This is a genomic window from Streptococcus sp. NLN76 (assembly GCF_015686645.1).
Lineage (GTDB): Bacteria > Bacillota > Bacilli > Lactobacillales > Streptococcaceae > Streptococcus.
In genome coordinates this window covers 1-22,047 of sequence record NZ_JADPMS010000021.1, presented here as the reverse complement: position 1 = coordinate 22,047, position 22,047 = coordinate 1, and the positions used below count along the sequence as shown (strand labels likewise).

Sequence of the window (22,047 nt, the reverse complement as noted above, 5' to 3'; positions counted from 1 at the left end):
AAGCTTATGCGTAAAGTTTTTGATCCAGAACTCTATAATTACAATCGCTTTCCTGGTCCTCAATTTACTCGGCAAGGGGATCGGATTGAGGCTGAGGAAGTCATTTTTACTCTTTTAACAGATTATGGCGAAGCTTTTGATCCAGTGAGTTTTAGTCAACGGTTTTCCAATTTGCTCTTAAAATTTGACTATATCGTAGGTGATTGGAGCAACGAGCAATTGCGCCTTAAAGGATTTTATCGGGATAAGCGAGCAGACCATACCTGGTCTAAGATTTCGCGCTTAGATGAGTATCTTCTTGAGTACTGTAGTTTCGGGGCAGCCTACTTTGTACTTGAAAATGCCCATCCAATCTATCCCAATAAAAATCAAAAACGTAAGCGAGATTCTAGGCACAAAGAAGGCCGCAAGCAGAAACGGGTTAGCTGGCGTAAGGAAACAGTTGCCTATAAACCGTCGGTCAGCCGGAATTTCTCCATTCGCAAGAAACAGGAGCGGGGATGAGACGAGTCTATTATTGGTTGCAGTCACGTCCATGTTGGATAGGTCTGACAGTAGGTTACACCTTTTTGATTCTCTTTTTTTGTTTCAGTCCGCAGATCCCGAATCCAGACCTGCCAACTCCTGGTGTTTTCTATCGGGGACGACTGGCTTTCTTGTTGACTCCCCTAAACAGCCTCTGGAATCTAAATCAAGCCACCAGCTTCATGCATTTACTGAAAATACTCTTGCAAAATGCCCTAAATATTTTCCTGCTCTATCCCTTACTTTTAGGAATCTTAGTGCTCCAACCAAACTTTCGCACTCTGCACAAGATTGTATGGTTAGGATTTTACCTGTCCTTATCGATAGAGCTTGGCCAATTGCTGCTGGACTATTTGTGGGATTTCAACCGCGTTTTTGAAATGGATGATTTGTGGACAAATACTTTAGGAGCCTATCTAGCCTACCGAACCTATCTCTGGTTAGAAAAAAGGCAAGTGTTGCCAACCCCAACCAAGTAATAAAGCTGTATGCAAAAAGGGAAGAAAGGGCAAAACTCCCTTTCTTTTTTTACCTAAAAAATCGATTATGGCGAGGCAAGTGGCAAGTTGGAGAATAAGCAGTAAGTCCGTAAGGGGCAGGAACAGACTCAGACTTGCGAGGTAGGCCCAATCGCCAGCACCCATTCCTAATGGAAAAATGGCGAAAACCAGCATGATTACGAGAAAATAGGGGGAAATTTGGAGGCCTTGCAGGAGGGTTAAGATACAATGGGGAATCAGCCAGAAGCAGAGAGGGAAGGAAGTGGATTTGCGATCGAAGTGGCTGAGCATGAGGCTCATAAAGAGAAAGAGTGTCCAGGAAGGGGTCAGCCAGCCTTGGTTGTAAGCATAGGCGATCAATCCTCCCTGAATCTCATTGGCTAGACTGGCTAGGGGAATGGAGGCGAGGCAGTAGCGACACTTCCCGAAAAGACATATAAAAGAAAGGATGGGGATTAGCTCCCACCACTTCAAGGGTATTCGGCAAGTCATGCAATGGCTAGGCGGATAGAGGATTGATTGGGGGTAGCGATCAGCCCAAGCTGTCAAAAATGAAGCCAGGCTCGCTCCCAGAAAGAAGATGAGTAGGTCTATCATATCTCTTTATTCGAAAAGTATCCGCTAATCTTGCGAGGGGGATTAAATTGTAGTAGACTAAGCCTATGAAGAATTTTTATGATGTTCAGCAATTTTTAAAGGGCTATGGCCTCGTGATTTATATGGGAAAGCGACTCTATGATATTGAATTGGCACAGATAGAGTTGGAACGCCTTTATGATGCTGGGATTATGGACCGTTTGGATTATATCCAAGCCCAGTTGGTTTTGAAAAAAGAACATCAGGAAGAATTAGCTTATCTAGAACAAAAGGAGAAGAAGGAAAAATGATTGGTTTTTTAATCGTGTTGCTTGGATTTTTAGGTTGGATGGGCTTTAACTATTGGCGCTTACGTCGTGCAGCAACCTTGGTGGAAAATGCTGAGTTTGCATCCATGATTCGAGGTGGACAGGTGATTGATGTACGGGAGCCTGCCGCTTTTCGGGAAAAACATATTCTCGGAGCCCGCAATATACCTGCTAATCAGATCAAGGATAGCTTGCCAGCCTTGTCTAAAAACAAGCCTATATTGCTTTATGACAATAACCGCGGTCCTTCAGTGACCAATACCATTTTTTATCTTCGCAAGCAGGGTTACCGCAACCTCTACTTATTGGCCGGAGGCCTTGATTCTTGGAATGGTAAGGTTAAAGAAAATTCGAATTCATAAATGGAGGTTGAGACAAAAGTCTCAACCATCCTATTTTAGTTAGTGAATTCACTTTGACGCAGTGGTTGATTGCCACTTTCGTTCGCTTTTATTGAGAGAACATTTCATGTTCTCTTATCCAGATACTCAAAGAGTCAATTCCTGACTCTTTGACCTCCGAAAGTAACCGAATCAACATTGACATGAACTTCCTTCATTTCATTTAGGAACTCTAAAGGCATTCAACATGCCTTTAGAGCGGGGGTGGGATTCAAACAGTCTGGGAAGAGACTGTTTGAACCCGAGCCTAACAATAACAGAGCGAGGTCGGTTTGGGGAGAAACCGTTTCAGCTTACAACTTGAAACAAAGACTTGTGACGAACAATTTTGTAAAAATCGTTCTGTCTCACTCTCTTTTTTAGGAGTATATTGAACTACATCCGTTATTGATACTTGAAACAGTTCGAAATCTGAAAAGGCAATCCGATGAAGACAGAACTGAGGGTTCGGTGAAGAGGATTAACACATTCAGATTTTGAAATGAAATGAGTATGAATCCTCGATTGAATGCGGATCACCCAGGAAAACCCTTTCTTGGTTGGCATAGCTTGTCACTGATTTCTATTTCATGTATAATGTGTTGGATAATACTCAATAAAAATCAATGTCTAAGCTAGGATGTGAGCCGCGAACGGGTCGAAATCTCTGGAGGAGTTTCTGAGCTTTCTGATGAAACTTCAAAGAAAGTTTCAAATAGGGTAGGGCAAAGTTGACAAAAACTTCGGTTTTTCAACTAGAAACTAAGTTGGTCTACCAGACTGTCTGACCTGACAACGGTTAAAAGAGATTTTTGAAGAGTATAAACTATAAAGATTTGAGGAAATCATGTCAACATTAAGAGAAGATATCCGTAACGTCGCAATCATTGCCCACGTTGACCACGGGAAAACAACCCTGGTGGATGAGTTATTAAAACAATCAGAAACTTTGGATGCACGGACTGAATTGTCTGAGCGTGCGATGGATTCGAACGATCTTGAAAAAGAGCGTGGAATCACTATCTTGGCTAAAAATACCGCCGTTGCTTATGATGGTGTGCGTATCAACATCATGGATACCCCAGGTCACGCGGACTTTGGTGGGGAAGTTGAGCGGATCATGAAAATGGTAGATGGTGTTGTTTTGGTTGTGGATGCCTATGAAGGAACCATGCCGCAAACCCGTTTCGTTTTGAAAAAAGCTCTTGAGCAAAATTTAACACCAATTGTGGTGGTGAATAAAATCGATAAACCTTCAGCTCGTCCAGCTGAGGTTGTGGATGAGGTATTGGAACTCTTTATCGAGCTAGGTGCAGATGATGATCAATTGGAATTTCCAGTGGTTTATGCTTCTGCCATCAATGGAACGTCTTCCTTGTCAGATGATCCAGCCGATCAAGAAAAAACCATGGCTCCAATCTTTGATACCATTATCGACCACATTCCGGCACCGGTTGATAATTCAGAAGAGCCCCTTCAATTCCAAGTTTCCTTGTTAGACTACAACGATTTTGTGGGTCGTATCGGAATTGGTCGTGTTTTCCGTGGCCAAATTAAGGTCGGGGATCAGGTTACCCTTTCCAAATTGGACGGAACCACTAAAAACTTCCGTGTAACTAAGCTCTTTGGTTTCTTTGGACTCGAACGTCGTGAGATTACGGAAGCCAAAGCAGGTGATTTGATCGCTGTATCTGGTATGGAAGATATCTTCGTTGGAGAGACGATCACACCTGTGGATGCAGTTGAGCCTCTTCCAGTCCTCCGTATCGATGAGCCAACTCTTCAAATGACCTTCTTGGTCAACAATTCACCATTTGCTGGTCGTGAAGGAAAATGGGTCACCTCACGTAAAGTGGAAGAGCGCCTTTTGGCTGAGTTGCAGACAGACGTATCACTTCGTGTTGATCCAACAGATTCACCTGATAAATGGATTGTGTCAGGTCGTGGAGAATTGCACTTGTCTATCTTGATTGAAACCATGCGCCGCGAAGGTTACGAATTGCAAGTATCCCGCCCAGAGGTTATCATCAAGGAAATTGATGGTGTCAAAATGGAGCCATTCGAGCGTGTGCAAATTGATACTCCGGAAGAATACCAAGGTTCTGTTATCCAAAGCCTATCCGAGCGCAAAGGTGAGATGTTGGATATGATTGCGACTGGTAACGGTCAAACGCGTTTGGTCTTCTTGGTCCCAGCCCGTGGATTGATTGGTTATTCAACAGAATTCCTTTCTATGACTCGTGGTTACGGAATCATGAACCATACCTTCGATCAATACCTTCCTGCCATTGCTGGTGAAATTGGCGGCCGTCACCGTGGTGCCCTAGTTTCCATCGATGCAGGGAAAGCAACAACCTACTCTATCATGTCCATTGAAGAACGTGGAACCATCTTTGTAAATCCTGGTACAGAAGTTTATGAAGGTATGATTATTGGGGAAAATTCACGTGAGAATGACTTGACTGTGAACATCACCAAGGCTAAACAGATGACCAACGTCCGTTCGGCTACTAAGGACCAAACCTCTGTCATCAAAACACCTCGGATCCTTACTTTGGAAGAATCTTTGGAGTTCCTCAACGACGATGAGTACATGGAAGTAACCCCAGAATCTATCCGCCTCCGCAAACAAATTTTGAATAAAGCTGAGCGGGAAAAAGCCAATAAGAAAAAGAAGTTAGCAGCGGCTGAATAAGACGAAGCATAGGAGGGAAGTATGTTTTACATCATTATCATTATCCTGATACTTTTGTTCTATATCTTTGCAGCTCCCTCCAATATTAAAGGTACTTTTAACATTGTTAGTCTTGTGCTGTTAGGAGTCCTCTTTATGATCCTTCTAGCAGTTGGTGTGGTACAATTTTTCCGAATTCCTGCGGAAATCTTTATATGGGCTGCCATGTTGGCCCTGGCTTATTTTAGTTTGAAAGATTTGCGCCGCTTGTCCATAAAGGGTGGCGGAAAACCACTTATTCCCATTCCCGAAATTAATTGGGATAAGGTCTTTCCAAAAAGCAGTAAATGATGAATTCCCCAAGTTGTGCATTCAGCTTGGGGAATTTTTAGACTGAAAAATGGTAAAATAGACAGTGTGAAGGAGCGAGTATATGAAGAATGTGAATGAATTTAAGGGAAAGAAGATTATCGTATTAGGATTAGCCCGCTCAGGGAGAGCGGTTGCCCTGCTTTTAGACAAACTGGGAGCGGAAGTCACGGTGAATGAAGGTCAAGCGCTGGAGGAGAGTCCGCAGGCTCGTGAGCTAGTTGAAAAAGGGATCCGAGTGGTAGCTGGCGGGCACCCTCTAGAACTTTTGGAAGAAGGATTTGAGTTGATGGTTAAAAATCCAGGTATTCCCTATAGTCATCCAATGGTTGCTGCGGCTAAGGCTAAGGGATTGCCTATTTGGACAGAGGTCGAAGTTGCCAGCCGGGTTTACCCTCACTCATTGATCGGAATCACTGGTTCTAACGGGAAAACAACGACCACTATGATGGTGGCAGCCATTCTAGAGGAAGCGGGAAGTCAACCAGTTTTGGCTGGAAATATTGGATTCCCAGCATCCGAGGTTTTACCAGAGGTTGGAGCTGATCAACAGGTAGTCATGGAGTTGTCCAGTTTTCAATTAATGGGTGTGGAGGAATTCCATCCACATATTGGAGTAATCACCAATATTTTACCGAGCCATTTGGACTATCATGAGTCTTTCGAGGAGTATATTCAAGCCAAGTGGGCCATCCAAGCCCAGATGAGCAAGGATGATTTCCTGATCCTCAATGGTGACCAAGCTCTTAGCCAGGAGCTAGCCCCAGGTAGCAAGGCACAAGTCCTTATTTTTTCAACAAAAGAGAAAGTGAATGGGGCTTACCTGGAACAGGGTGACTTGGTTTATCAAGGGGAGCGTATAATGGCAGCAGCTGATTTGGGGGTTCCAGGTGAGCACAATATCCAAAATGCCCTTGCAGCGATTTTGGTGACCAAACTTTTAGGGATAGACAATCAGGTTATCGAGAGTGCTTTGAGTCGTTTCTCTGGCGTCCGGCATCGCCTTCAAGAGGTGGGAACAGTTGATGGGGTTCAGTTCTACAATGATAGCAAGTCTACCAATATTCTGGCGACCCAGAAAGCCTTGTCTGGCTTTGACAATGCGCGTGTCATCTTGATTGCGGGTGGTCTTGATCGGGGAAACGATTTGAGCGACTTACTCCCTGACATCCAAGGCCTTAAGGCCTTAGTAACCTTGGGTCAAGTTGGTCCGCGGTTGGAGCTTTTGGCACAAGAAGCAGGGGTGGCCAGCCACCCTGCTCAAGAAGTGGTTGCGGCAACTAAATTAGCTTTTGAATTGGCAGAAAAAGGCGATGTAGTGCTTTTTAGCCCTGCCAATGCTAGCTGGGACATGTATAAAAATTTTGAAGAACGAGGGGAAGTCTTCCTCGCTGCGGTCAAGGAGTTAGCAGAAAAATGAAAAAAATTGTGTTTACAGGTGGAGGAACGGTCGGGCACGTAACCTTGAACCTGCTCTTGATTCCAAAATTTATCGCCAATGACTGGGAAGTTCACTACATTGGTGACCGTAAAGGTATTGAATTTGAACAATTGGAAAAAAGTGGATACGATGTCCAGTTCCATTCCATCGCAACAGGGAAATTGCGGCGCTACTTTTCCTGGCAAAACCTTTGGGATGTATTTAAGGTGGCTTGGGGGACTGTCCAATCCTTCTTTTATCTCTTAAAGATTCGACCTCAGGCCCTTTTTTCCAAGGGTGGGTTTGTCTCAGTTCCACCAGTTGTTGCGGCCAAATTGCTGGGGATTCCAGCCTACATCCATGAGTCAGATTTAAGTATGGGCTTGGCCAATAAAATTGCCTATAAATTCTCGAAACGTCTCTTTTCTACCTTCCAATTAGAAGGGGACTACACGCGCGTAGAGCACGTCGGAGCAATTTCCAAAGTTGAAAAAGGATTTCATGACTTGTCAAATGACATTAAGGAAATGGCATCTGAACTGTTTGCCCCTGACAAAAGAACGATTCTCTTCATAGGTGGATCTGGTGGTGCCAAGGTCTTCAACGATTTTATCGATCAACATCGTGAGTCATTATTGGAGCGCTATAACATTATCAATCTAACAGGAAACAAGGATTTGGAAGAATCCTCTCCAGGTCTCTATCGCCTGGCCTTTGCGCGTGAAACCTATCGTGATTTGATGGAACTGGCGGATCTGGTAGTGACACGAGGTGGTTCTAATACCTTGTTTGAGTTAGTAGCCCTAGAGAAGTTACACATCATTGTACCTTTAGGGAAAGAAGCAAGTCGTGGAGACCAATTGGAAAATGCTGCCTATTTTGAGAAAAAGGGCTACAGCATCACTATCCAAGAGCCAGACCTCAACCTGGAAAAATTGGAAAATGGTATTGATCGAGTCCTCACTAGGGCAGATAGTTATCGTGATGCCATGAGTAATAGCGTGGATTTGATCAGCTTGGATGCCTTCTATCAGGTTTTGATGAATGAAATAGACGAAGGAGGCCGCTAATGTCTGACGAGGATAAAAAAGGGAATAGCCACCGCGAGGAATGGAAACGTCGAAGTCGTGAATACCAAGCCCAAAAGGATGCGGCACGTATTCGGGCTGAGCATGAGCGGCAGCGAAATATCGCCCAGCGCCTGGGTCGCATCGTTGATCCGACGGCTAAAGAAATTCTTGAAGAAGAGCAAAAGGTTCAATCCATTGCTCGTCAGCAGAGTGAAAGCGATAAGAACCCTAACATCAATCGTGAGAGTCAAAAGGCAGCTCGACTGGAAAGACAACAAGAACGAGCTGCCCAACGAAAAGTAAAGCAAGAACAGCGGCAACTTCGTCGAGTTCAAAAGCTAGCGCGCCGCGAGCGAACAAAAAAAGCACGCCGCCATGTCATTCGTCTGGTACCAGTCTTTCTCTTGTTTACCTTCGTAACGATTGTGTCAGCTTATTTCATTAGTCCCTATTCTAAATTGAAAGAATTTCGAGTGACGGGAAATGATCACCAAGATCAGAGGGTTCTTGTAGCTGCGACACAAGTTGACCCGAGAGACTATACGTTAACGGTTTTACAAAACCGGAATACATATGAGCGACGGATTAAAAAAGCAAGTCCATGGGTTCGTCAGGTATCAGTTGGTTATCAATTTCCCACGACTTTTCCTATTCAGGTTGAAGAGTATGCCATTATGGCTTATCAGATTGAGAAGGGAAAAGCTTTTCCAATTTTGGCCAATGGAGAAAAAATTACAGAATCTATTGAAGAGAGTGCGATTCCGAGGGATTCCATCCGCACGCAGTTGCAGGGGGACAACTTGTACAAACAATTGAGTGAACAACTCTTGCAATTGGATCAAGAAATTCGCTCAGGTATTCTCAGCATTCGTTCGACTCCAAGTAAGGCTTCAGAGGATCTGGTGACAGTTGAGATGCAAGATGGGAATCAGGTCTTGGTTCCGTTATCGGAATTTAGTCGCAAATTAATCTATTATCCTTCTATCGTAAAAGATGTGAAAGAGCCAACAACCATTGACATGGAAGCGGGTGCCTATGGTTTTCCTACTGCAAGTGAGGAAGAAGCTAGCCAGGAATCGAGTGGTGAAGACGCGCCAACACAAGGCCAAACGCAGTCATCTGTAACCCAAAATTAATAGAAAAAATCTTTTATTTTTGGAGAATTGTGTTATAATGTACGGTGATTAGCACGCCTTAGAGTGTTCAAGTTGATTGAAGATTGTATGAGAAGAGAGGAAGTATGTAATGGCTAGAGATGGCTTCTTTACAGGATTAGATATCGGAACCAGTTCCATCAAGATACTGGTAGCCGAATATATCAATGAAGAAATGAATGTCATTGGTGTCAGCAATGCCAAAAGTGCTGGTGTCAAAGATGGAATAATTGTCGACATCGAAGCTGCTGCCACTGCCATCAAGAAAGCCATTGACCAGGCTGAGGAAAAGGCGGGCATTTCGATTGGACAGGTAAACGTTGGTCTTCCAGCAAGTCTCTTGCAAATTGAGCCAACCCAAGGTATGATTCCCGTTACCAATGAGACCAAAGAAATTACGAGCACTGACGTTGTCAATGTAGTGGAATCAGCTGTAACCAAAAGTATGAACCCGGATCGGGAAGTGATTACCTTTGTACCTGAAGAATTCATTGTTGATGGATTTCAAGGTATTCGGGACCCACGTGGTATGATGGGGACACGCCTGGAGATGCGTGGCCTTCTCTATACAGGTCCTCGGACCATCTTACACAACCTTCGTAAAACTGTAGAACGGGCAGGTTTGAAGTTGGATAACATTGTTATTTCACCTTTGGCTATGACTAAATCTGTTCTTAATGAAGGAGAACGTGAGTTTGGTGCAACCGTAATTGATATGGGTGGGGGACAAACCACTGTATCCTCTGTGAAAAATCAAGAACTGCAGTTTACTCATATCTATCAAGAAGGTGGCGAATATGTCACTAAAGATATCTCCAAAGTGCTACGAACTTCTCAGGCAACTGCTGAAGGACTGAAAGTCAACTACGGTGAAGCTTATCCAGAATTGGCAAGTTCTCAAGAAAGTTTCCAAGTAGATGTGATCGGGGAAGTTGAACCGGTTGAAGTTACTGAACGGTACTTGTCTGAAATTATTTCAGCTCGTGTCCGCCATATCTTCGATCAGATTAAACAGAACCTCGAAAGACATCACCTTCTTGACCTTCCTGGAGGAATCGTGATTGTTGGAGGTGGAGCCATTCTACCAGGAATCGTTGAGTTGGCTCAAGAAATGTTCGAGGTTCCAGTCAAATTGTACGTACCAAATCAGATTGGAATTCGGAATCCAGCTTTCGCTCACGTCATTTCCTTAGCTGAGTATGCTGGAAATATGACCGAAGTAGATCAATTAGCACAAGGTGCAGTCCGTGGAGAGATTCCTCAAGAACAGCAAGCAGCTACTGTATCTTTTAGATCGCAGCCGACAATACAGAGTCAACCGGTTCAGCAATCGGTTCAGACAAATCCAACGCCAGTAGTCTCTCAAGCTCAGACGGAAGCGAGTAAAGCTCTACCAGATGTCGATCAGGAAGTGGCTACTGAGGAAGTACAAGAATCTCGTGGCTTTGGAAAACGCGTTCGTGGCCTATTAAATTCAATGTTTGATTAAGGAGAAAGAAGATGTCATTTTCATTTGACGCAGCAGCTGCCCAAGGGGCAGTGATTAAAGTTATTGGTGTCGGAGGTGGCGGTGGAAATGCCATCAACCGCATGATTGACGAGGGGGTTGCAGGAGTTGAGTTCATCGCAGCTAATACCGACGTGCAAGCACTCAGTAGTTCAAAGGCAGAAACAGTTATCCAGCTTGGTCCAAAGTTGACGCGTGGATTAGGTGCTGGAGGACAGCCAGAAGTTGGTCGTCAAGCAGCAGAAGAAAGTGAAGAAGCGATTACTGAAGCCCTCACGGGTGCTGATATGGTCTTCATTACCGCAGGCATGGGTGGAGGTTCAGGTACTGGCGCGGCACCTGAAATTGCTCGTATCTCAAAATCGTTGGGGGCCTTGACTGTCGGTGTTGTTACCCGTCCATTCGGATTTGAAGGAAGCAAGCGTGGTAATTTTGCTGTGGAAGGAATCAATCAACTTCGTGAACATGTGGATACTTTGTTGATTATTTCCAACAACAATCTGCTTGAAATTGTAGATAAAAAGACCCCGTTGATGGAAGCTCTTAGTGAGGCAGATAATGTACTTCGTCAGGGTGTACAAGGAATTACTGATTTAATCACTCATCCTGGATTGATTAACTTGGACTTTGCTGATGTGAAGACGGTGATGGCCAATAAAGGAAATGCTCTGATGGGAATCGGGATTGGTTCTGGCGAAGAGCGTGTGATGGAAGCTGCTCGTAAAGCGATTTATTCGCCACTTTTGGAAACCACCATTGACGGTGCAGAGGACGTCATTGTTAACGTGACTGGTGGAATGGACATGGCCCTTACCGAAGCAGAAGAAGCATCAGAAATTGTCAACCAAGCAGCAGGACATGGGGTCAATATTTGGTTGGGAACATCCATCGATGAAACGATGCAGGGTGAAATCCGTGTGACCGTTGTGGCTACTGGTGTTCGTCAAGATCGGGTTGAAAAAGTTTCTGGTATGTCAGAAAATACCACTCCAAGACAAGAAGCACCTGCTCGTCAAGCTGTTCCGGGTCAATTTGATCGGACCTATGATATGAATGTGCCAGTGGATATGCCGGCATCCAGTCGTCCTCGTCAAAACGACTCACAAGCTATTTCACCATTTGGCAATTGGGATTTACGCCGGGACCAAATTACCCGTCAAACAGAAACCCCATCAGGTTCTAGCGTAGAGCGTTATCAAGACCAATCTGGTTCAGATGATGATGAACTAGAAACCCCACCATTCTTCCGCAACCGTTAAGATGAGCTTTCAACAACAGGCTCGGTTGGTTCGTAGTCAAGTTGACCTGGCAGAAGCGCGGGGTCACAAGCGAGAAAGAGGAAGTCAGATTATCGCAGTAACCAAGTATGTGGATGCTGTGGTAACGAGAAAGCTGGTTGAGGAAACAGGTTTTTACCATCTAGGTGAAAACCGAGTACCTCAATTTCTTGCTAAAAAGGAGGAGTTGGCGGATTTGCCGATTACCTGGCATTTTATCGGCAATCTTCAGAGGAGGAAAGTTAAGGACGTTATTAATGAACTAGACTATTTTCATGCCTTAGACTCCCTCTCTCTAGCAAGAGAAATTCAAAAACGAGCTAAAAAAATGATCACCTGTTTTTTACAGGTCAACCTTTCTCGTGAAGAAAGTAAACATGGTTTTTATCTGGAGGAATTGGAAGAGGCATTGAAGGAGCTGGAAAATTTGGATAAGGTAAGGATTATAGGTCTGATGACCATGGCACCAGCAGATGCCAATCCAGATGATCTTGCGGCTTTGTTTGAAGCAACCTATTCGCTCCAACAAAACTTGTCCCAGCGGAATTATCCCACGATGCCTTTTACAGAATTGAGCATGGGAATGTCCTCAGATTACCAAGTGGCTGTTGAACATGGAGCCACCTTCGTTCGTATCGGCAGTCTTCTATTTGAAGAGTCCGGAAAAGGAAACAATCATGGATAGAATCATTCATTTTTTTCAAAATATTGGTGACTTTTTGAGAGGACTGTTTGTCGAGGATGGCGATGGCTTCCAAGAGAAAGTCTTTGCCCCGGAGGAAGTGCCGGAAGAAGCTGGGCAAATAGTCACGACAAGTCAACCACGTATAGAGGAACAGGAAAACAGTAGGCCTAGCACCAAGGTGACTAGCCTACCCCAAAACAAAGCTTCTGACGGTACTCTTTCTCTTCCTCAGAAGACACCTGTTCACCAAAGCTTAGATGAAAGAGAAACACAAATTATGAATACAAGTAGACCACAAAACATCACAGATTTACATGCAAAACAAGAGGAATTGGCTCGCCAAAACGGTCAACCTTCACCAGAAGATAAGCACGTCATTTATGTCCGCTATCCACGTCGCTATGAAGAGACTCCGAAATATTTGGATCTTCTCATCCGCAATGAAAGTGTCTTGATTGACTTCCAATATATGACAGAGGTACAAGCACGTCGTTGTTTGGATTACCTTGACGGTGCCCGTTATGTTCTTTCTGGTGATTTGAAAAAAGTGGCCAATGGAATTTACCTTTTGACACCTGCCAACGTTATTATTAATGTAGAAGACTTACAAGTGGCAGAAGGAACCAATAATCAAAACATCGAATTTGATTTCGATATGAAGAGACGCTAATGGACATTCTCGTATACCTCTATCGAACTGTAGATCTTTTTCTCTCTGTATTAAACCTAGCCTTGATAGCCTATGTTATCCTTTCCTGGTTCCCGGGAGCCATGAGGACCCCCTTAGGTTATTGGGTCATTCGAATTGTCAGTCCCATTCTAAGACCCTTCCGTAATCTACGTTTGCAATTTCTAGGCTTGGATTGGACTGTCTTTGTTGTAATCATTCTCCTAGATATCCTGCATCGTTATCTTCCAGTTTTATTTTTCTCATGGTAAAAGGAATAGTGGCCTTGGCCCAACATGTGACATCTGAGGACCAGCTTTTTCTAGAAAAGGCTTGGGAATGGCTTCAACGGGTGGAGCAACACTATGTTCCAGTCTTGACTGACTTCCTCAATCCGCACCAAGTAACCTTGGTTCAAAATCTGGCCAGGCAAACAGAGGTCACCATTTACAATTCTGCCGACCTGTGGCTAACAGAACAGTCTCGTCTGCTCATAGCACCTGATTATTATCAACTGGAATCAGAGGATTTTGAAATGGTTCTCTTGGCCATTTATTTTCAAACTCAATTTGGAAAGTTGACTCATCCCCAGGTTTTGGGGTCCTTGATTCACCAGACGGGGTTAGATAGACGTGTTTTCGGTGATATCTTGATTGGACAAGACCAAGTTCAGGTTTTCGTTCAAGCCCCACTGGCTCCACTTCTGATTCAGGAAGTCAAGAAGATTGGTCGTATGGGGGTTCGTCTACAGGCTGTTCCTAAAGAGGACATGCTCCAGGTGGACGAGGATATGCAGATTAAAACCATTTTTGTGGACAGTCTACGCCTGGATCGTCTGATTGCCTCTGCTTTTCAATTGGGCCGTGGTAAGGCGGCCCAATTGGTTAAGGCTAATCGGGTAAAGGTTAATTATCAGGAGAGGACAGATGTGAGCTGGTCGCTTCAAGCGGGAGATGTGGTCAGTGTTCGAGGAAAGGGTCGGTTTTATATTGGAGACCATACAGGTTTGTCGAAATCTGGTAGAATAAAGGTAGAATTAAAGATACTTGCACGTAAATAAGGAGAAAATATGGCAGTGACAGCACAAGATATCCGTAATAAAACATTTGCAACGAAGTTTCGTGGCTATGATGTCGAGGAAGTGGATGACTTCCTAGAGATTTTAATGCGTGAATTTGAGGATTTGACTCGACAATTGGTGGCTAAAGATGAGCAGGTTCGCAATTTGGAAGAGCGTCTGCTTTACTTCGATGAAATGAAAGATTCACTCAGTCAGTCCGTTTTAATCGCTCAAGATGCGGCTGAGAAAGTGAAGCAAACGGCTTCTGATGAATCTAACAATATAATTCGTCAAGCAGAACAAGATTCTCAACGTCTTTTAGATGATGCCAAATTTAAAGCCAATGAAATTTTGCGTCAAGCTACAGACAATGCTAAAAAGGTTGCAGTTGAGACTGAAGAATTGAAAAATAAAACACGTATTTTCCATCAACAAATCCGTTCAGCTGTGGAAAGTCAATTGAGTGTGATTACTTCTCCAGAATGGGAAAACATTCTGCAACCAACTGCTTCCTATGTACAAACGAGTGATGAAGCCTTCCGTGAGGTTGTTGTTTCGGCCTTGGGAGAAGATCAAGCGAACACTCCAGAGGAGACTATTGACATGACTCGTCAGTTCTCTCCAGTAGAAGTCGCAGAATTGCAAAACCGGATTGCTTCCGCTAATCAAATGGCTGAGACACAGTCTTATCAAGGTTTAGCAGCAGATGTGAATGCGGCACTGGATGCGGTTGAGCGAGCCGAACGTGAATCTGTTGATCTTTTATAATGATGAATGGTTTTCATCTAGATAGGCTCATTATTCGGTTTCCTATCTTTTTGTTTGGAAACCATCTATGGATGAATTGACTCCTGAGCAGATTTTTGCCGGGAGTGACAAAACGAAATGAAAACACGATTTTGAGGGTATAGTCCAAGCGAGTAGGAGTTGGTGTGAGTCCTACACTCCCTGTCCTCTGAATTATCCTTTCATATTCTCCTCTCCCAACCGTTGTATAACGCAGTAAGAGAGGACGGGTTGTTCCGTTATCAACCAAGAGGGTAAATTGGAAACTGTGAGCCAATTTACTGAAGTAAGGTGGTACCACGCTTTGTCGTCCTTAGGGAATGACAAGGTGTGTTTTTTTGTAGAAAGGGATTTGTATGAAATTAAAAGAAACCTTGAATTTAGGAAAAACAGGCTTCCCAATGCGTGCTGGTCTGCCAACCAAGGAGCCAGTCTGGCAAGAAGAGTGGGATAAGGCTGACTTGTATAACAAGCGCCTAGAATTAAACGAAGGGAAACCGTCCTTTGTTCTTCACGATGGACCTCCTTATGCCAATGGAAATATCCATGTAGGTCATGCCCTTAACAAGATCTCCAAGGACATTATCGTTCGCTCTAAATCCATGTCTGGCTTCTATGCACCTTATGTACCTGGTTGGGATACCCATGGACTGCCAATTGAACAAGTGTTGGCTAAACAAGGTGTAAAGCGCAAAGAAATGGATTTGGTGGACTACCTAAATCTATGTCGTGAGTATGCTTTGGAACAAGTTGAAAAACAAAAAGCTGATTTTAAACGCCTCGGTGTTGCTGGTGATTGGGACCATCCTTATATCACCTTAACACCAGACTATGAAGCTGCTCAAATCCGTGTCTTTGGAAAAATGGCTGAAAAAGGCTATATTTACCGTGGGGCTAAACCTGTTTACTGGTCATGGTCCTCTGAATCTGCTCTTGCTGAAGCTGAAATCGAGTATCATGATGTCACGTCTAACTCTCTTTACTATGCCAATAAGGTCAAAGATGGTAAAGGAGTTTTGGATACCAATACTTACATTGTTGTTTGGACAACCACACCATTTACCATTACAGCTTCACGTGGTTTAACGGTTGGTGCAGATATTTCTTATGTAAAAGTTTCTGTGGAGGGAGACGAGCGTCAGTTTGTCCTGGCTGAAGATTTGTTGGATCGTCTTGCAGAAAAATTTGGCTGGTCAGCAGTAGAAGTACTTGCCCGCTATACTGGTAAAGACCTTGATCAGATTGTTACCGAACATCCATGGGATACAGAAGTGGATGAGTTGGTCATCTTGGGGGATCACGTTACAACGGACTCTGGTACTGGTATTGTTCATACGGCTCCTGGATTTGGTGAGGACGATTACCATGTTGGAGTTGCCAATGGTCTTGAAGTTTTCGTGACGGTTGACGAGCGTGGAATAATGATGGACAATGCTGGTCCTGAATTTGCGGGTCAATTCTATGGCAAGGTCCTTCCAACAGTCCTTGAAAAATTGGGTGATTTGCTGATGGCGCAAGAAGAAATCACTCACTCCTACCCATTTGACTGGCGAACTAAGAAGCCAATTATTTGGCGTGCTGTTCCTCAGTGGTTTGCTTCTGTATCTGATTTCCGTCAAGAAATCTTAGATCAAATTGATCAAGTGAAATTCCACATGGAGTGGGGTCGTACACGTCTCTATAACATGATTCGTGATCGAGGCGATTGGGTTATCTCACGTCAACGTGCCTGGGGTGTCCCTCTTCCAATTTTCTATGCAGAAGACGGAACTGCCATCATGGAGGCTGAAACCATTGAACATGTTGCACAATTATTTGAAGAGCATGGTGCTTCAGTCTGGTGGGCTCGTGAAGCCAAAGATCTCTTGCCAGAAGGGTATAGCCATCCAGGTTCACCAAATGGTGTCTTCACCAAGGAAACCGACATCATGGACGTATGGTTCGACTCTGGAAGTTCCTGGAATGGTGTCTTAAACAACCGTGAGGATCTGCAATACCCAGCTGATCTTTACTTAGAAGGCTCTGACCAATACCGTGGTTGGTTTAACTCATCCCTGATTACCTCAGTTGCCAACAATGGAATAGCCCCTTACAAACAGCTCCTATCTCAAGGTTTTGTTTTGGATGGTAAGGGTGAAAAAATGTCTAAGTCGCTAGGAAATACAATTTTGCCTAGTGATGTGGAGAAACAGTTTGGTGCTGAAATCCTTCGTCTTTGGGTAAGTAGTGTGGATACAAGTAATGATGTCCGTATTTCCATGGATATCTTGAGCCAGGTATCTGAGACCTACCGGAAGATTCGGAATACCCTTCGTTTCTTGATTGCCAACACATCTGACTTCAATCCGGCTCAAGATCAAGTTGCTTTTGAAGATCTTCGTACGGTCGACCAATATATGGCTGTTCGCTTCAACCAAGTTGTAGCAGTCATCCGTCAAGCTTACGATGATTTCAACTTCCTGAATGTTTATAAGGCAGTTGTTAACTTTGTCACAGTTGATCTATCTGCTTTCTATCTTGATCTTGCCAAAGACGTTGTGTATATCGAAGGAGCAAAATCTCTAGAGCGTCGCCAGATGCAAACGGTATTCTATGATATTCTTGTCAAATTAACCAAACTTTTGACGCCAATTCTTCCACACACCGCAGAAGAAATCTGGTCCTACCTTGAGTTTGAAGAAGCTGACTTTGTACAATTGACGGAATTCCCAGAAGTTGAAAGCTTTGACAAGGCTGAGCAAATGCTAGAAGAGTGGGAGACCTTCTTCACCTTCCGCTCCCAAGCTCAAAAAGCCTTGGAAGAAGCACGGGCTGCAAAAGTGATTGGCAAATCACTGGAAGCTGAGTTGGTTGTTTACCCAAGCACAGAACTTGCAGCTGCATTGGAAACCTTGAACACTGACCTAGCTCAGTTGCTCATTGTTTCTCAATTGACCCTAGCCTCTGAGCCAGCACCTGAAAATGCCCTCAGCTTTGAAAATGTAGCCTTTGTTGTGAAAGCGGCAGAAGGGCAAGTTTGTCAACGCTGCCGTCGTGTTGATCCAAGTGTTGGAACTAATCGCAATCCAAATCTTGCGATGGTCTGTGACCACTGTGCTTCCATCCTTGAAGCAAACTTCCCAGAAGCAGTAGCTGAAGGTTTTGAAGGAACACAAAAATAAATTTTTAGTCATGAAGTTTCTATGAGCCTTCTGGGACTGAAAAGTTCTCTGTTGATTGATCCAGCAGGGACTTTTCATACTCATTACATTTCAAAATCTGAATGTGTTAATCCTCTTCGCCGAACCCTAAGTTCTGTCTTCATCGGATTGCCTTTTCAGATTTCGAACTGTTTCGAGTATCAGTCCCAAATAGCAAAAAGAAATCTCTAGCCTTATGGCTAGAGATTTCTTTTGTATTATAGTCTTTTAGTTTGCTTTTAGTACAAGGCAGCGAGTCGCAGGCAGTACTAAAGTACGGCAAGACGAGCTAACACAGTAATAAAAGATAAACTAAAAGAGTATATACTCATTGGATTTCAAATTCTGACTTTGTCAAGCCTTTTTGATGAACTTATTGCTTGCGTGTTTCCACGCCTTATCTTTAATATTCAACAGGTCTCCCAGACCTGTTGAACGATTATCATCCGCTGTCCTCGTCATTTTTTTGAAAATCCGCGAGTATTCTGATTTTGAAATTCGTTAAGTATTAATTGGAATCGAAATTTCAATCAACTTATCTGAGTAGAGGGTTTTAATATCCTCTTTTTTTATAGCCTCAGATTTGATCCGGCGTTTAAGGAAAAAGTCACGAATCGTTTCAATTTCGACTTCACGGATAGCGCGGTGTTTGTTGGTAATGAGAATTTCATAGTGGTTGGGTGCCTGGGTAAAAATGACATCCGTGTTTCCAGCTGAAAACGTCTCAACCAAGGTGGCATCTGTGTTTTCAAGCTGGCTCTGAATCAATTGATTATGACTGGAATTTGTATTAATTAATTTCATAAGCTGTTCCTTTCATCATAAATTCTAATCTAACTTTTGTGAGAGTTGCCATTGCTGGAGCCCCCAGCGGTGACTTCCCCGTTTCAAGTGGAGAAAAGCCTCATCTACTGAAAACCATGCTAGATTATTGAAATCCTCCAGGGGTTGACCAACCTCCTGATAGGACGTGACTTCATAAATATAAGCTGGATTGTGATAATGGGTATCACGATGACTTGAATAGAAGTACTCATCCGCCTGACCATAATACTGCCCCAACTCAGCTGTAAAACCCAATTCTTCTACTAGCTCTCGCTCCAATGCATCCTGATGATCCTCACCAGCTTCAATTTCTCCACCTGGGAGAAACCAAGCACCATTTGGAGCCTGTACTAAAATCACGCGCTCCTTGCTCGCATCCGGGACAACTGCATAAACTCCATAGCGGACCTTGTAGTCCACAGCAGGATCCTTCTTACCAAAATGAGGAATTGTCATAGGTTAACCTTCCTAAGATTCACTTGTTTTTCTTTATTATATCATGATTTTGGACCATCATCCTTTAGAAAAAAAGAAAAAAGGAGAAATAATTCACATTTTACGAATCTGTCGAAAAAAGGATGGGACTTCTGTCCCACCCTGGTCAATCTTATTCAGATTCTACTGTTTCGGTTTCTTGTTCCACTTTTTGGGTAGATTTAATGATGATCTGTCCACTTTGCATCACTGCTTTGAGGTCCTTGTCTTGAGGATTCTCCAAGTAGAAATCGGTGATGGCGTCTTCTATGTGGTCTTGAATGGTTCTACGAAGTGGGCGAGCTCCCATTTTTGGATCGTATCCAAGGTCTACCAATTTTTCTTTGACTTTATCTGTAACGCTCAGCTGAATCCCGTTTTTGCCAAGGCGTTCACGAACATCATCCAACATGAGATCTACAATCTGAAGGAGATTTTCCTTGCTTAAGGCTTGGAATTCAATGATACCGTCAAAACGGTTCATAAATTCTGGACTGAAGAAGTTACCTAGCTCATTCATGACAGAGTTGGTTCGGCCTTCACGGCTCGCTCCAAATCCGACAGAGGCTTCGACTTTACCAGTACCAGCATTAGAGGTCATGATGATGATGGTATCTTTGAAGCTGACTGTCCGGCCTTGACCGTCAGTCAAGCGACCATCGTCAAGAACTTGCAGGAACATATGCATCACATCTGGATGGGCCTTCTCAATCTCATCTAAGAGAACAAGAGAATAGGGATTGCGTCGAACTTTCTCGGTCAATTGTCCGGCCTCATCATAGCCAACATAGCCTGGAGGTGCTCCAACTAGCTTAGCGACACTATGTTTTTCCATGTACTCACTCATATCGAAGCGAATCATGCTATCTGCGGAACCAAAGAGTTCTACGGCCAATTGTTTGGAGAGTTCTGTCTTACCAACCCCGGTAGGGCCAACAAAGAGGAAGCTACCGATTGGACGATTAGGACTTCCCAATCCAACCCGGTTACGACGGATGGCTTTGGCAATTTTATCGATAGCAGGATTTTGTCCAATCACATGGGCTTTCAAATCATCAGCAAGGTTGACTAACTGGGATTGTTCTTTTTCCTTGAGGTCACCTACAGGGATATTTGTTTTTTGCTCAATGATGGCCTCGATTGCTTTTTCGGTGATAATTGGCATGTCCTGGTCGTGGATTTCGGTTTTTTGCAATTCCTTGTATTTGGCGATTTGATCGCGGTAGTAGGCTGCTTTTTCGTAATCCTCGTCCCGGGTTGCCTGAGCTTTAAGACGTTCCGCTTCAATTAAACGCTCATCCAATTCTTTTGGATCAACGAAAGTTAGGGTTAGATTCATTTTAGACCCCGCTTCATCCAAGAGGTCAATAGCTTTATCTGGTAAGAAACGGTCTTGGATATAGCGGTTCGATAAGACAGCTGCTGCCTCAATAGCCTCATCCGTGTATTTTACGTGGTGGTAGTCCTCGTATTTTTTTTGGATTCCTTTAAGGATAATTAAGGTTTCCTTAACAGTTGGTTCTTCAACCTTGACTGGTTGCATCCGGCGTTCTAAGGCTGCGTCTTTTTCGATAATGCGATATTCATTGAGGGTTGTTGCACCAACCAGTTGCAATTCTCCACGTGCCAAAGCTGGTTTCAAGATATTTCCTGCATCCATATTGCCATCACCCGCATTCCCTGCTCCGACGATTTCATGGATTTCATCAATGAAGAGAATGATGTCATCACGTTGACGAATCTCTTCCATCAACTTTTGCATCCGTTCTTCGAATTGACCACGGATTCCAGTACCTTGAACCAGACTCACCATATCCAAGCGAATGACTTGTTTCGATTGTAGTTTTTGTGGGACATCCCCATCCACAATTTTTTGGGCGAGCCCTTCAACAACAGCGGTTTTACCAACCCCTGGTTCCCCGATTAGGACAGGATTGTTCTTGGTCCGCCGGTTGAGGATTTCGATAACCCGAATGATTTCCTCATCCCGTCCGATCACAGGATCGATATCACCTCGTTTAGCAATGTCAGTGACATTGATACCAAATTCATCTAAAATTCCTTTTGGTCGAGGTTTGGATTGACGGGCCCGTTCGCGTTGTCCAGGACGGTTTCCAGTTTCTTCTTGTTCTGGACGTTGGAAGTTGCCCAAATTTTGGAAAAAGTCGCCAAAAGGATCGTTACTATTGGCGTTCCCACTCAAACCTTTAAGCAAGGACGCATTCGGATCGGATTTCATAATTTGATAACAGTTTTGACACAAATCAACTTGTTGCTGGTGACCATTAATACTTGTATACAAGTGAATGGTCGCCTCGTTCATTTTACAATTTTGACAAAGCATAGATCTTCCTTTCTTTGGTCATGACCTCAATTGGTCAATAAAGGTCAAATGTAATCTACTATGATTATAACACCTTTTTGCAACATTGCAAGTAAAAACTATGAAAAGGAACTACTTGCTATCATTCGAAAGTGATAATGTCTTAAGTAAATCGAATATGAAAATGTCCTCTGTGTTACATTAGAAAGATGAGGAAAATAGTTTTAACAATGTCTGAAGATAAAAAATATCAAGTGATCAAGCAAG

General features: G+C 43.6%; 20 protein-coding genes and 1 pseudogene. 17 read left to right on the top strand and 4 right to left on the bottom strand.

Annotation, left to right across the window (positions count from 1 at the left end; genetic code table 11):
* Window positions 1-6 precede the first annotated feature (6 nt).
* Together I1A59_RS05415 and I1A59_RS05410 are read left to right on the top strand one after the other, a co-directional pair.
* Window positions 7-504: a YutD-like domain-containing protein gene (locus I1A59_RS05415; protein ID WP_196091778.1), complete on the top strand. Its 498-nt coding sequence runs from the start codon at window positions 7-9 to the stop codon at window positions 502-504.
* Window positions 501-1,004: a VanZ family protein gene (locus tag I1A59_RS05410; protein ID WP_196091777.1), complete on the top strand. Its 504-nt coding sequence runs from the start codon at window positions 501-503 to the stop codon at window positions 1,002-1,004. Before I1A59_RS05415 ends, I1A59_RS05410 begins: the two co-directional genes overlap by 4 nt.
* Here the strand turns inward: I1A59_RS05410 and I1A59_RS05405 are convergent.
* Window positions 966-1,622: an A24 family peptidase gene (locus I1A59_RS05405; protein WP_196091776.1), complete on the bottom strand. Its 657-nt coding sequence runs from the start codon at window positions 1,620-1,622 to the stop codon at window positions 966-968. The two genes, I1A59_RS05410 and I1A59_RS05405, sit on opposite strands and share 39 nt — an antisense overlap.
* Window positions 1,623-1,687: 65 nt before the next feature.
* On the opposite strand from I1A59_RS05405, the gene I1A59_RS05400 reads away from it, so the two are divergent.
* From I1A59_RS05400 to ileS, 15 genes and pseudogenes are all read left to right on the top strand, one after another.
* A complete protein-coding gene (locus I1A59_RS05400) occupies window positions 1,688-1,912 on the top strand; it encodes a YqgQ family protein (RefSeq protein ID WP_196091775.1) in 225 nt (74 codons plus the stop codon).
* Window positions 1,909-2,292, top strand: coding sequence for a rhodanese-like domain-containing protein (locus I1A59_RS05395; RefSeq protein WP_196091774.1), 384 nt, complete (start codon window positions 1,909-1,911; stop codon window positions 2,290-2,292). Before I1A59_RS05400 ends, I1A59_RS05395 begins: the two co-directional genes overlap by 4 nt.
* 865 nt (window positions 2,293-3,157) lie before the next feature.
* On the top strand, window positions 3,158-5,005 hold the full coding sequence (gene typA / locus I1A59_RS05390) for a translational GTPase TypA (RefSeq protein ID WP_196091773.1): 1,848 nt from the start codon (window positions 3,158-3,160) through the stop codon (window positions 5,003-5,005).
* 21 nt (window positions 5,006-5,026) lie between these two features.
* Complete coding sequence (locus tag I1A59_RS05385; protein ID WP_196091772.1) at window positions 5,027-5,335, top strand: DUF3165 family protein; 309 nt, start codon at window positions 5,027-5,029, stop codon at window positions 5,333-5,335.
* Between the two features lie 82 nt (window positions 5,336-5,417).
* Window positions 5,418-6,773 (top strand): UDP-N-acetylmuramoyl-L-alanine--D-glutamate ligase, encoded by a 1,356-nt coding sequence (gene murD / locus I1A59_RS05380; RefSeq protein WP_196091771.1) that lies wholly within the window; start codon window positions 5,418-5,420, stop codon window positions 6,771-6,773.
* Window positions 6,770-7,843 (top strand): UDP-N-acetylglucosamine--N-acetylmuramyl-(pentapeptide) pyrophosphoryl-undecaprenol N-acetylglucosamine transferase, encoded by a 1,074-nt coding sequence (locus I1A59_RS05375; RefSeq protein ID WP_196091770.1) that lies wholly within the window; start codon window positions 6,770-6,772, stop codon window positions 7,841-7,843. Before murD ends, I1A59_RS05375 begins: the two co-directional genes overlap by 4 nt.
* Entirely contained in the window at window positions 7,843-8,979 is a 1,137-nt protein-coding gene (locus tag I1A59_RS05370) for an FtsQ-type POTRA domain-containing protein (RefSeq protein ID WP_196091769.1), read from the top strand. Before I1A59_RS05375 ends, I1A59_RS05370 begins: the two co-directional genes overlap by 1 nt.
* Window positions 8,980-9,088: 109 nt before the next feature.
* Window positions 9,089-10,252: pseudogene (gene ftsA, locus I1A59_RS05365) on the top strand (cell division protein FtsA); the annotation flags it as partial.
* A gap of 245 nt (window positions 10,253-10,497) precedes the next feature.
* Complete coding sequence (gene ftsZ / locus I1A59_RS05360) at window positions 10,498-11,763, top strand: cell division protein FtsZ (RefSeq protein WP_196091767.1); 1,266 nt, start codon at window positions 10,498-10,500, stop codon at window positions 11,761-11,763.
* A 1-nt stretch (window position 11,764) separates the two neighbouring features.
* Window positions 11,765-12,466 (top strand): YggS family pyridoxal phosphate-dependent enzyme, encoded by a 702-nt coding sequence (locus I1A59_RS05355; RefSeq protein ID WP_196091766.1) that lies wholly within the window; start codon window positions 11,765-11,767, stop codon window positions 12,464-12,466.
* Entirely contained in the window at window positions 12,459-13,136 is a 678-nt protein-coding gene (gene sepF, locus I1A59_RS09840; RefSeq protein WP_196091765.1) for a cell division protein SepF, read from the top strand. The genes I1A59_RS05355 and sepF overlap by 8 nt, the downstream gene beginning before the upstream one ends.
* Window positions 13,136-13,405: a YggT family protein gene (locus I1A59_RS05345; RefSeq protein ID WP_196091764.1), complete on the top strand. Its 270-nt coding sequence runs from the start codon at window positions 13,136-13,138 to the stop codon at window positions 13,403-13,405. Before sepF ends, I1A59_RS05345 begins: the two co-directional genes overlap by 1 nt.
* 14 nt (window positions 13,406-13,419) lie before the next feature.
* On the top strand, window positions 13,420-14,193 hold the full coding sequence (locus I1A59_RS05340) for a YlmH/Sll1252 family protein (RefSeq protein ID WP_196091763.1): 774 nt from the start codon (window positions 13,420-13,422) through the stop codon (window positions 14,191-14,193).
* A gap of 9 nt (window positions 14,194-14,202) precedes the next feature.
* A complete protein-coding gene (locus I1A59_RS05335; protein ID WP_196091762.1) occupies window positions 14,203-14,961 on the top strand; it encodes a DivIVA domain-containing protein in 759 nt (252 codons plus the stop codon).
* Window positions 14,962-15,335: 374 nt separating this feature from the next.
* Window positions 15,336-18,140 (top strand): isoleucine--tRNA ligase, encoded by a 2,805-nt coding sequence (ileS, locus tag I1A59_RS05330; RefSeq protein WP_196091761.1) that lies wholly within the window; start codon window positions 15,336-15,338, stop codon window positions 18,138-18,140.
* Window positions 18,141-18,659: 519 nt separating this feature from the next.
* Here the strand turns inward: ileS and I1A59_RS05325 are convergent.
* From I1A59_RS05325 to I1A59_RS05315, 3 genes are all read right to left on the bottom strand, one after another.
* Window positions 18,660-18,962 carry a DUF1827 family protein gene (locus I1A59_RS05325; RefSeq protein ID WP_196091760.1) on the bottom strand — a complete coding sequence of 101 codons (303 nt, stop codon included), beginning with the start codon at window positions 18,960-18,962 and terminating at the stop codon, window positions 18,660-18,662.
* Window positions 18,963-18,986: 24 nt separating this feature from the next.
* The gene (locus I1A59_RS05320) at window positions 18,987-19,439 is read right to left on the bottom strand and encodes an NUDIX hydrolase (RefSeq protein WP_196091759.1); all 453 of its coding nucleotides are present in this window, start codon (window positions 19,437-19,439) and stop codon (window positions 18,987-18,989) included.
* Window positions 19,440-19,590: 151 nt separating this feature from the next.
* Complete coding sequence (locus I1A59_RS05315) at window positions 19,591-21,801, bottom strand: ATP-dependent Clp protease ATP-binding subunit (RefSeq protein WP_196091758.1); 2,211 nt, start codon at window positions 21,799-21,801, stop codon at window positions 19,591-19,593.
* Between the last annotated feature and the right edge of the window lie 246 nt (window positions 21,802-22,047).

What these genes read in the sequence shown, in the direction of transcription:
- I1A59_RS05405 (WP_196091776.1), bottom strand. Translation starts at nt 1,622, where the DNA reads ATGATAGACCTACTCATCTTCTTTCTGGGAGCGAGCCTGGCTTCATTT.
- I1A59_RS05370 (WP_196091769.1), top strand. Translation starts at nt 7,843, where the DNA reads ATGTCTGACGAGGATAAAAAAGGGAATAGCCACCGCGAGGAATGGAAA.
- ileS (WP_196091761.1), top strand. Translation starts at nt 15,336, where the DNA reads ATGAAATTAAAAGAAACCTTGAATTTAGGAAAAACAGGCTTCCCAATG.
- murD (WP_196091771.1), top strand. Translation starts at nt 5,418, where the DNA reads ATGAAGAATGTGAATGAATTTAAGGGAAAGAAGATTATCGTATTAGGA.
- I1A59_RS05335 (WP_196091762.1), top strand. Translation starts at nt 14,203, where the DNA reads ATGGCAGTGACAGCACAAGATATCCGTAATAAAACATTTGCAACGAAG.
- I1A59_RS05410 (WP_196091777.1), top strand. Translation starts at nt 501, where the DNA reads ATGAGACGAGTCTATTATTGGTTGCAGTCACGTCCATGTTGGATAGGT.
- I1A59_RS05345 (WP_196091764.1), top strand. Translation starts at nt 13,136, where the DNA reads ATGGACATTCTCGTATACCTCTATCGAACTGTAGATCTTTTTCTCTCT.
- I1A59_RS05315 (WP_196091758.1), bottom strand. Translation starts at nt 21,801, where the DNA reads ATGCTTTGTCAAAATTGTAAAATGAACGAGGCGACCATTCACTTGTAT.
- I1A59_RS05395 (WP_196091774.1), top strand. Translation starts at nt 1,909, where the DNA reads ATGATTGGTTTTTTAATCGTGTTGCTTGGATTTTTAGGTTGGATGGGC.
- typA (WP_196091773.1), top strand. Translation starts at nt 3,158, where the DNA reads ATGTCAACATTAAGAGAAGATATCCGTAACGTCGCAATCATTGCCCAC.
- I1A59_RS05355 (WP_196091766.1), top strand. Translation starts at nt 11,765, where the DNA reads ATGAGCTTTCAACAACAGGCTCGGTTGGTTCGTAGTCAAGTTGACCTG.
- I1A59_RS05415 (WP_196091778.1), top strand. Translation starts at nt 7, where the DNA reads ATGCGTAAAGTTTTTGATCCAGAACTCTATAATTACAATCGCTTTCCT.
- I1A59_RS05325 (WP_196091760.1), bottom strand. Translation starts at nt 18,962, where the DNA reads ATGAAATTAATTAATACAAATTCCAGTCATAATCAATTGATTCAGAGC.
- I1A59_RS05385 (WP_196091772.1), top strand. Translation starts at nt 5,027, where the DNA reads ATGTTTTACATCATTATCATTATCCTGATACTTTTGTTCTATATCTTT.
- I1A59_RS05320 (WP_196091759.1), bottom strand. Translation starts at nt 19,439, where the DNA reads ATGACAATTCCTCATTTTGGTAAGAAGGATCCTGCTGTGGACTACAAG.
- I1A59_RS05375 (WP_196091770.1), top strand. Translation starts at nt 6,770, where the DNA reads ATGAAAAAAATTGTGTTTACAGGTGGAGGAACGGTCGGGCACGTAACC.
- ftsZ (WP_196091767.1), top strand. Translation starts at nt 10,498, where the DNA reads ATGTCATTTTCATTTGACGCAGCAGCTGCCCAAGGGGCAGTGATTAAA.
- I1A59_RS05400 (WP_196091775.1), top strand. Translation starts at nt 1,688, where the DNA reads ATGAAGAATTTTTATGATGTTCAGCAATTTTTAAAGGGCTATGGCCTC.
- sepF (WP_196091765.1), top strand. Translation starts at nt 12,459, where the DNA reads ATGGATAGAATCATTCATTTTTTTCAAAATATTGGTGACTTTTTGAGA.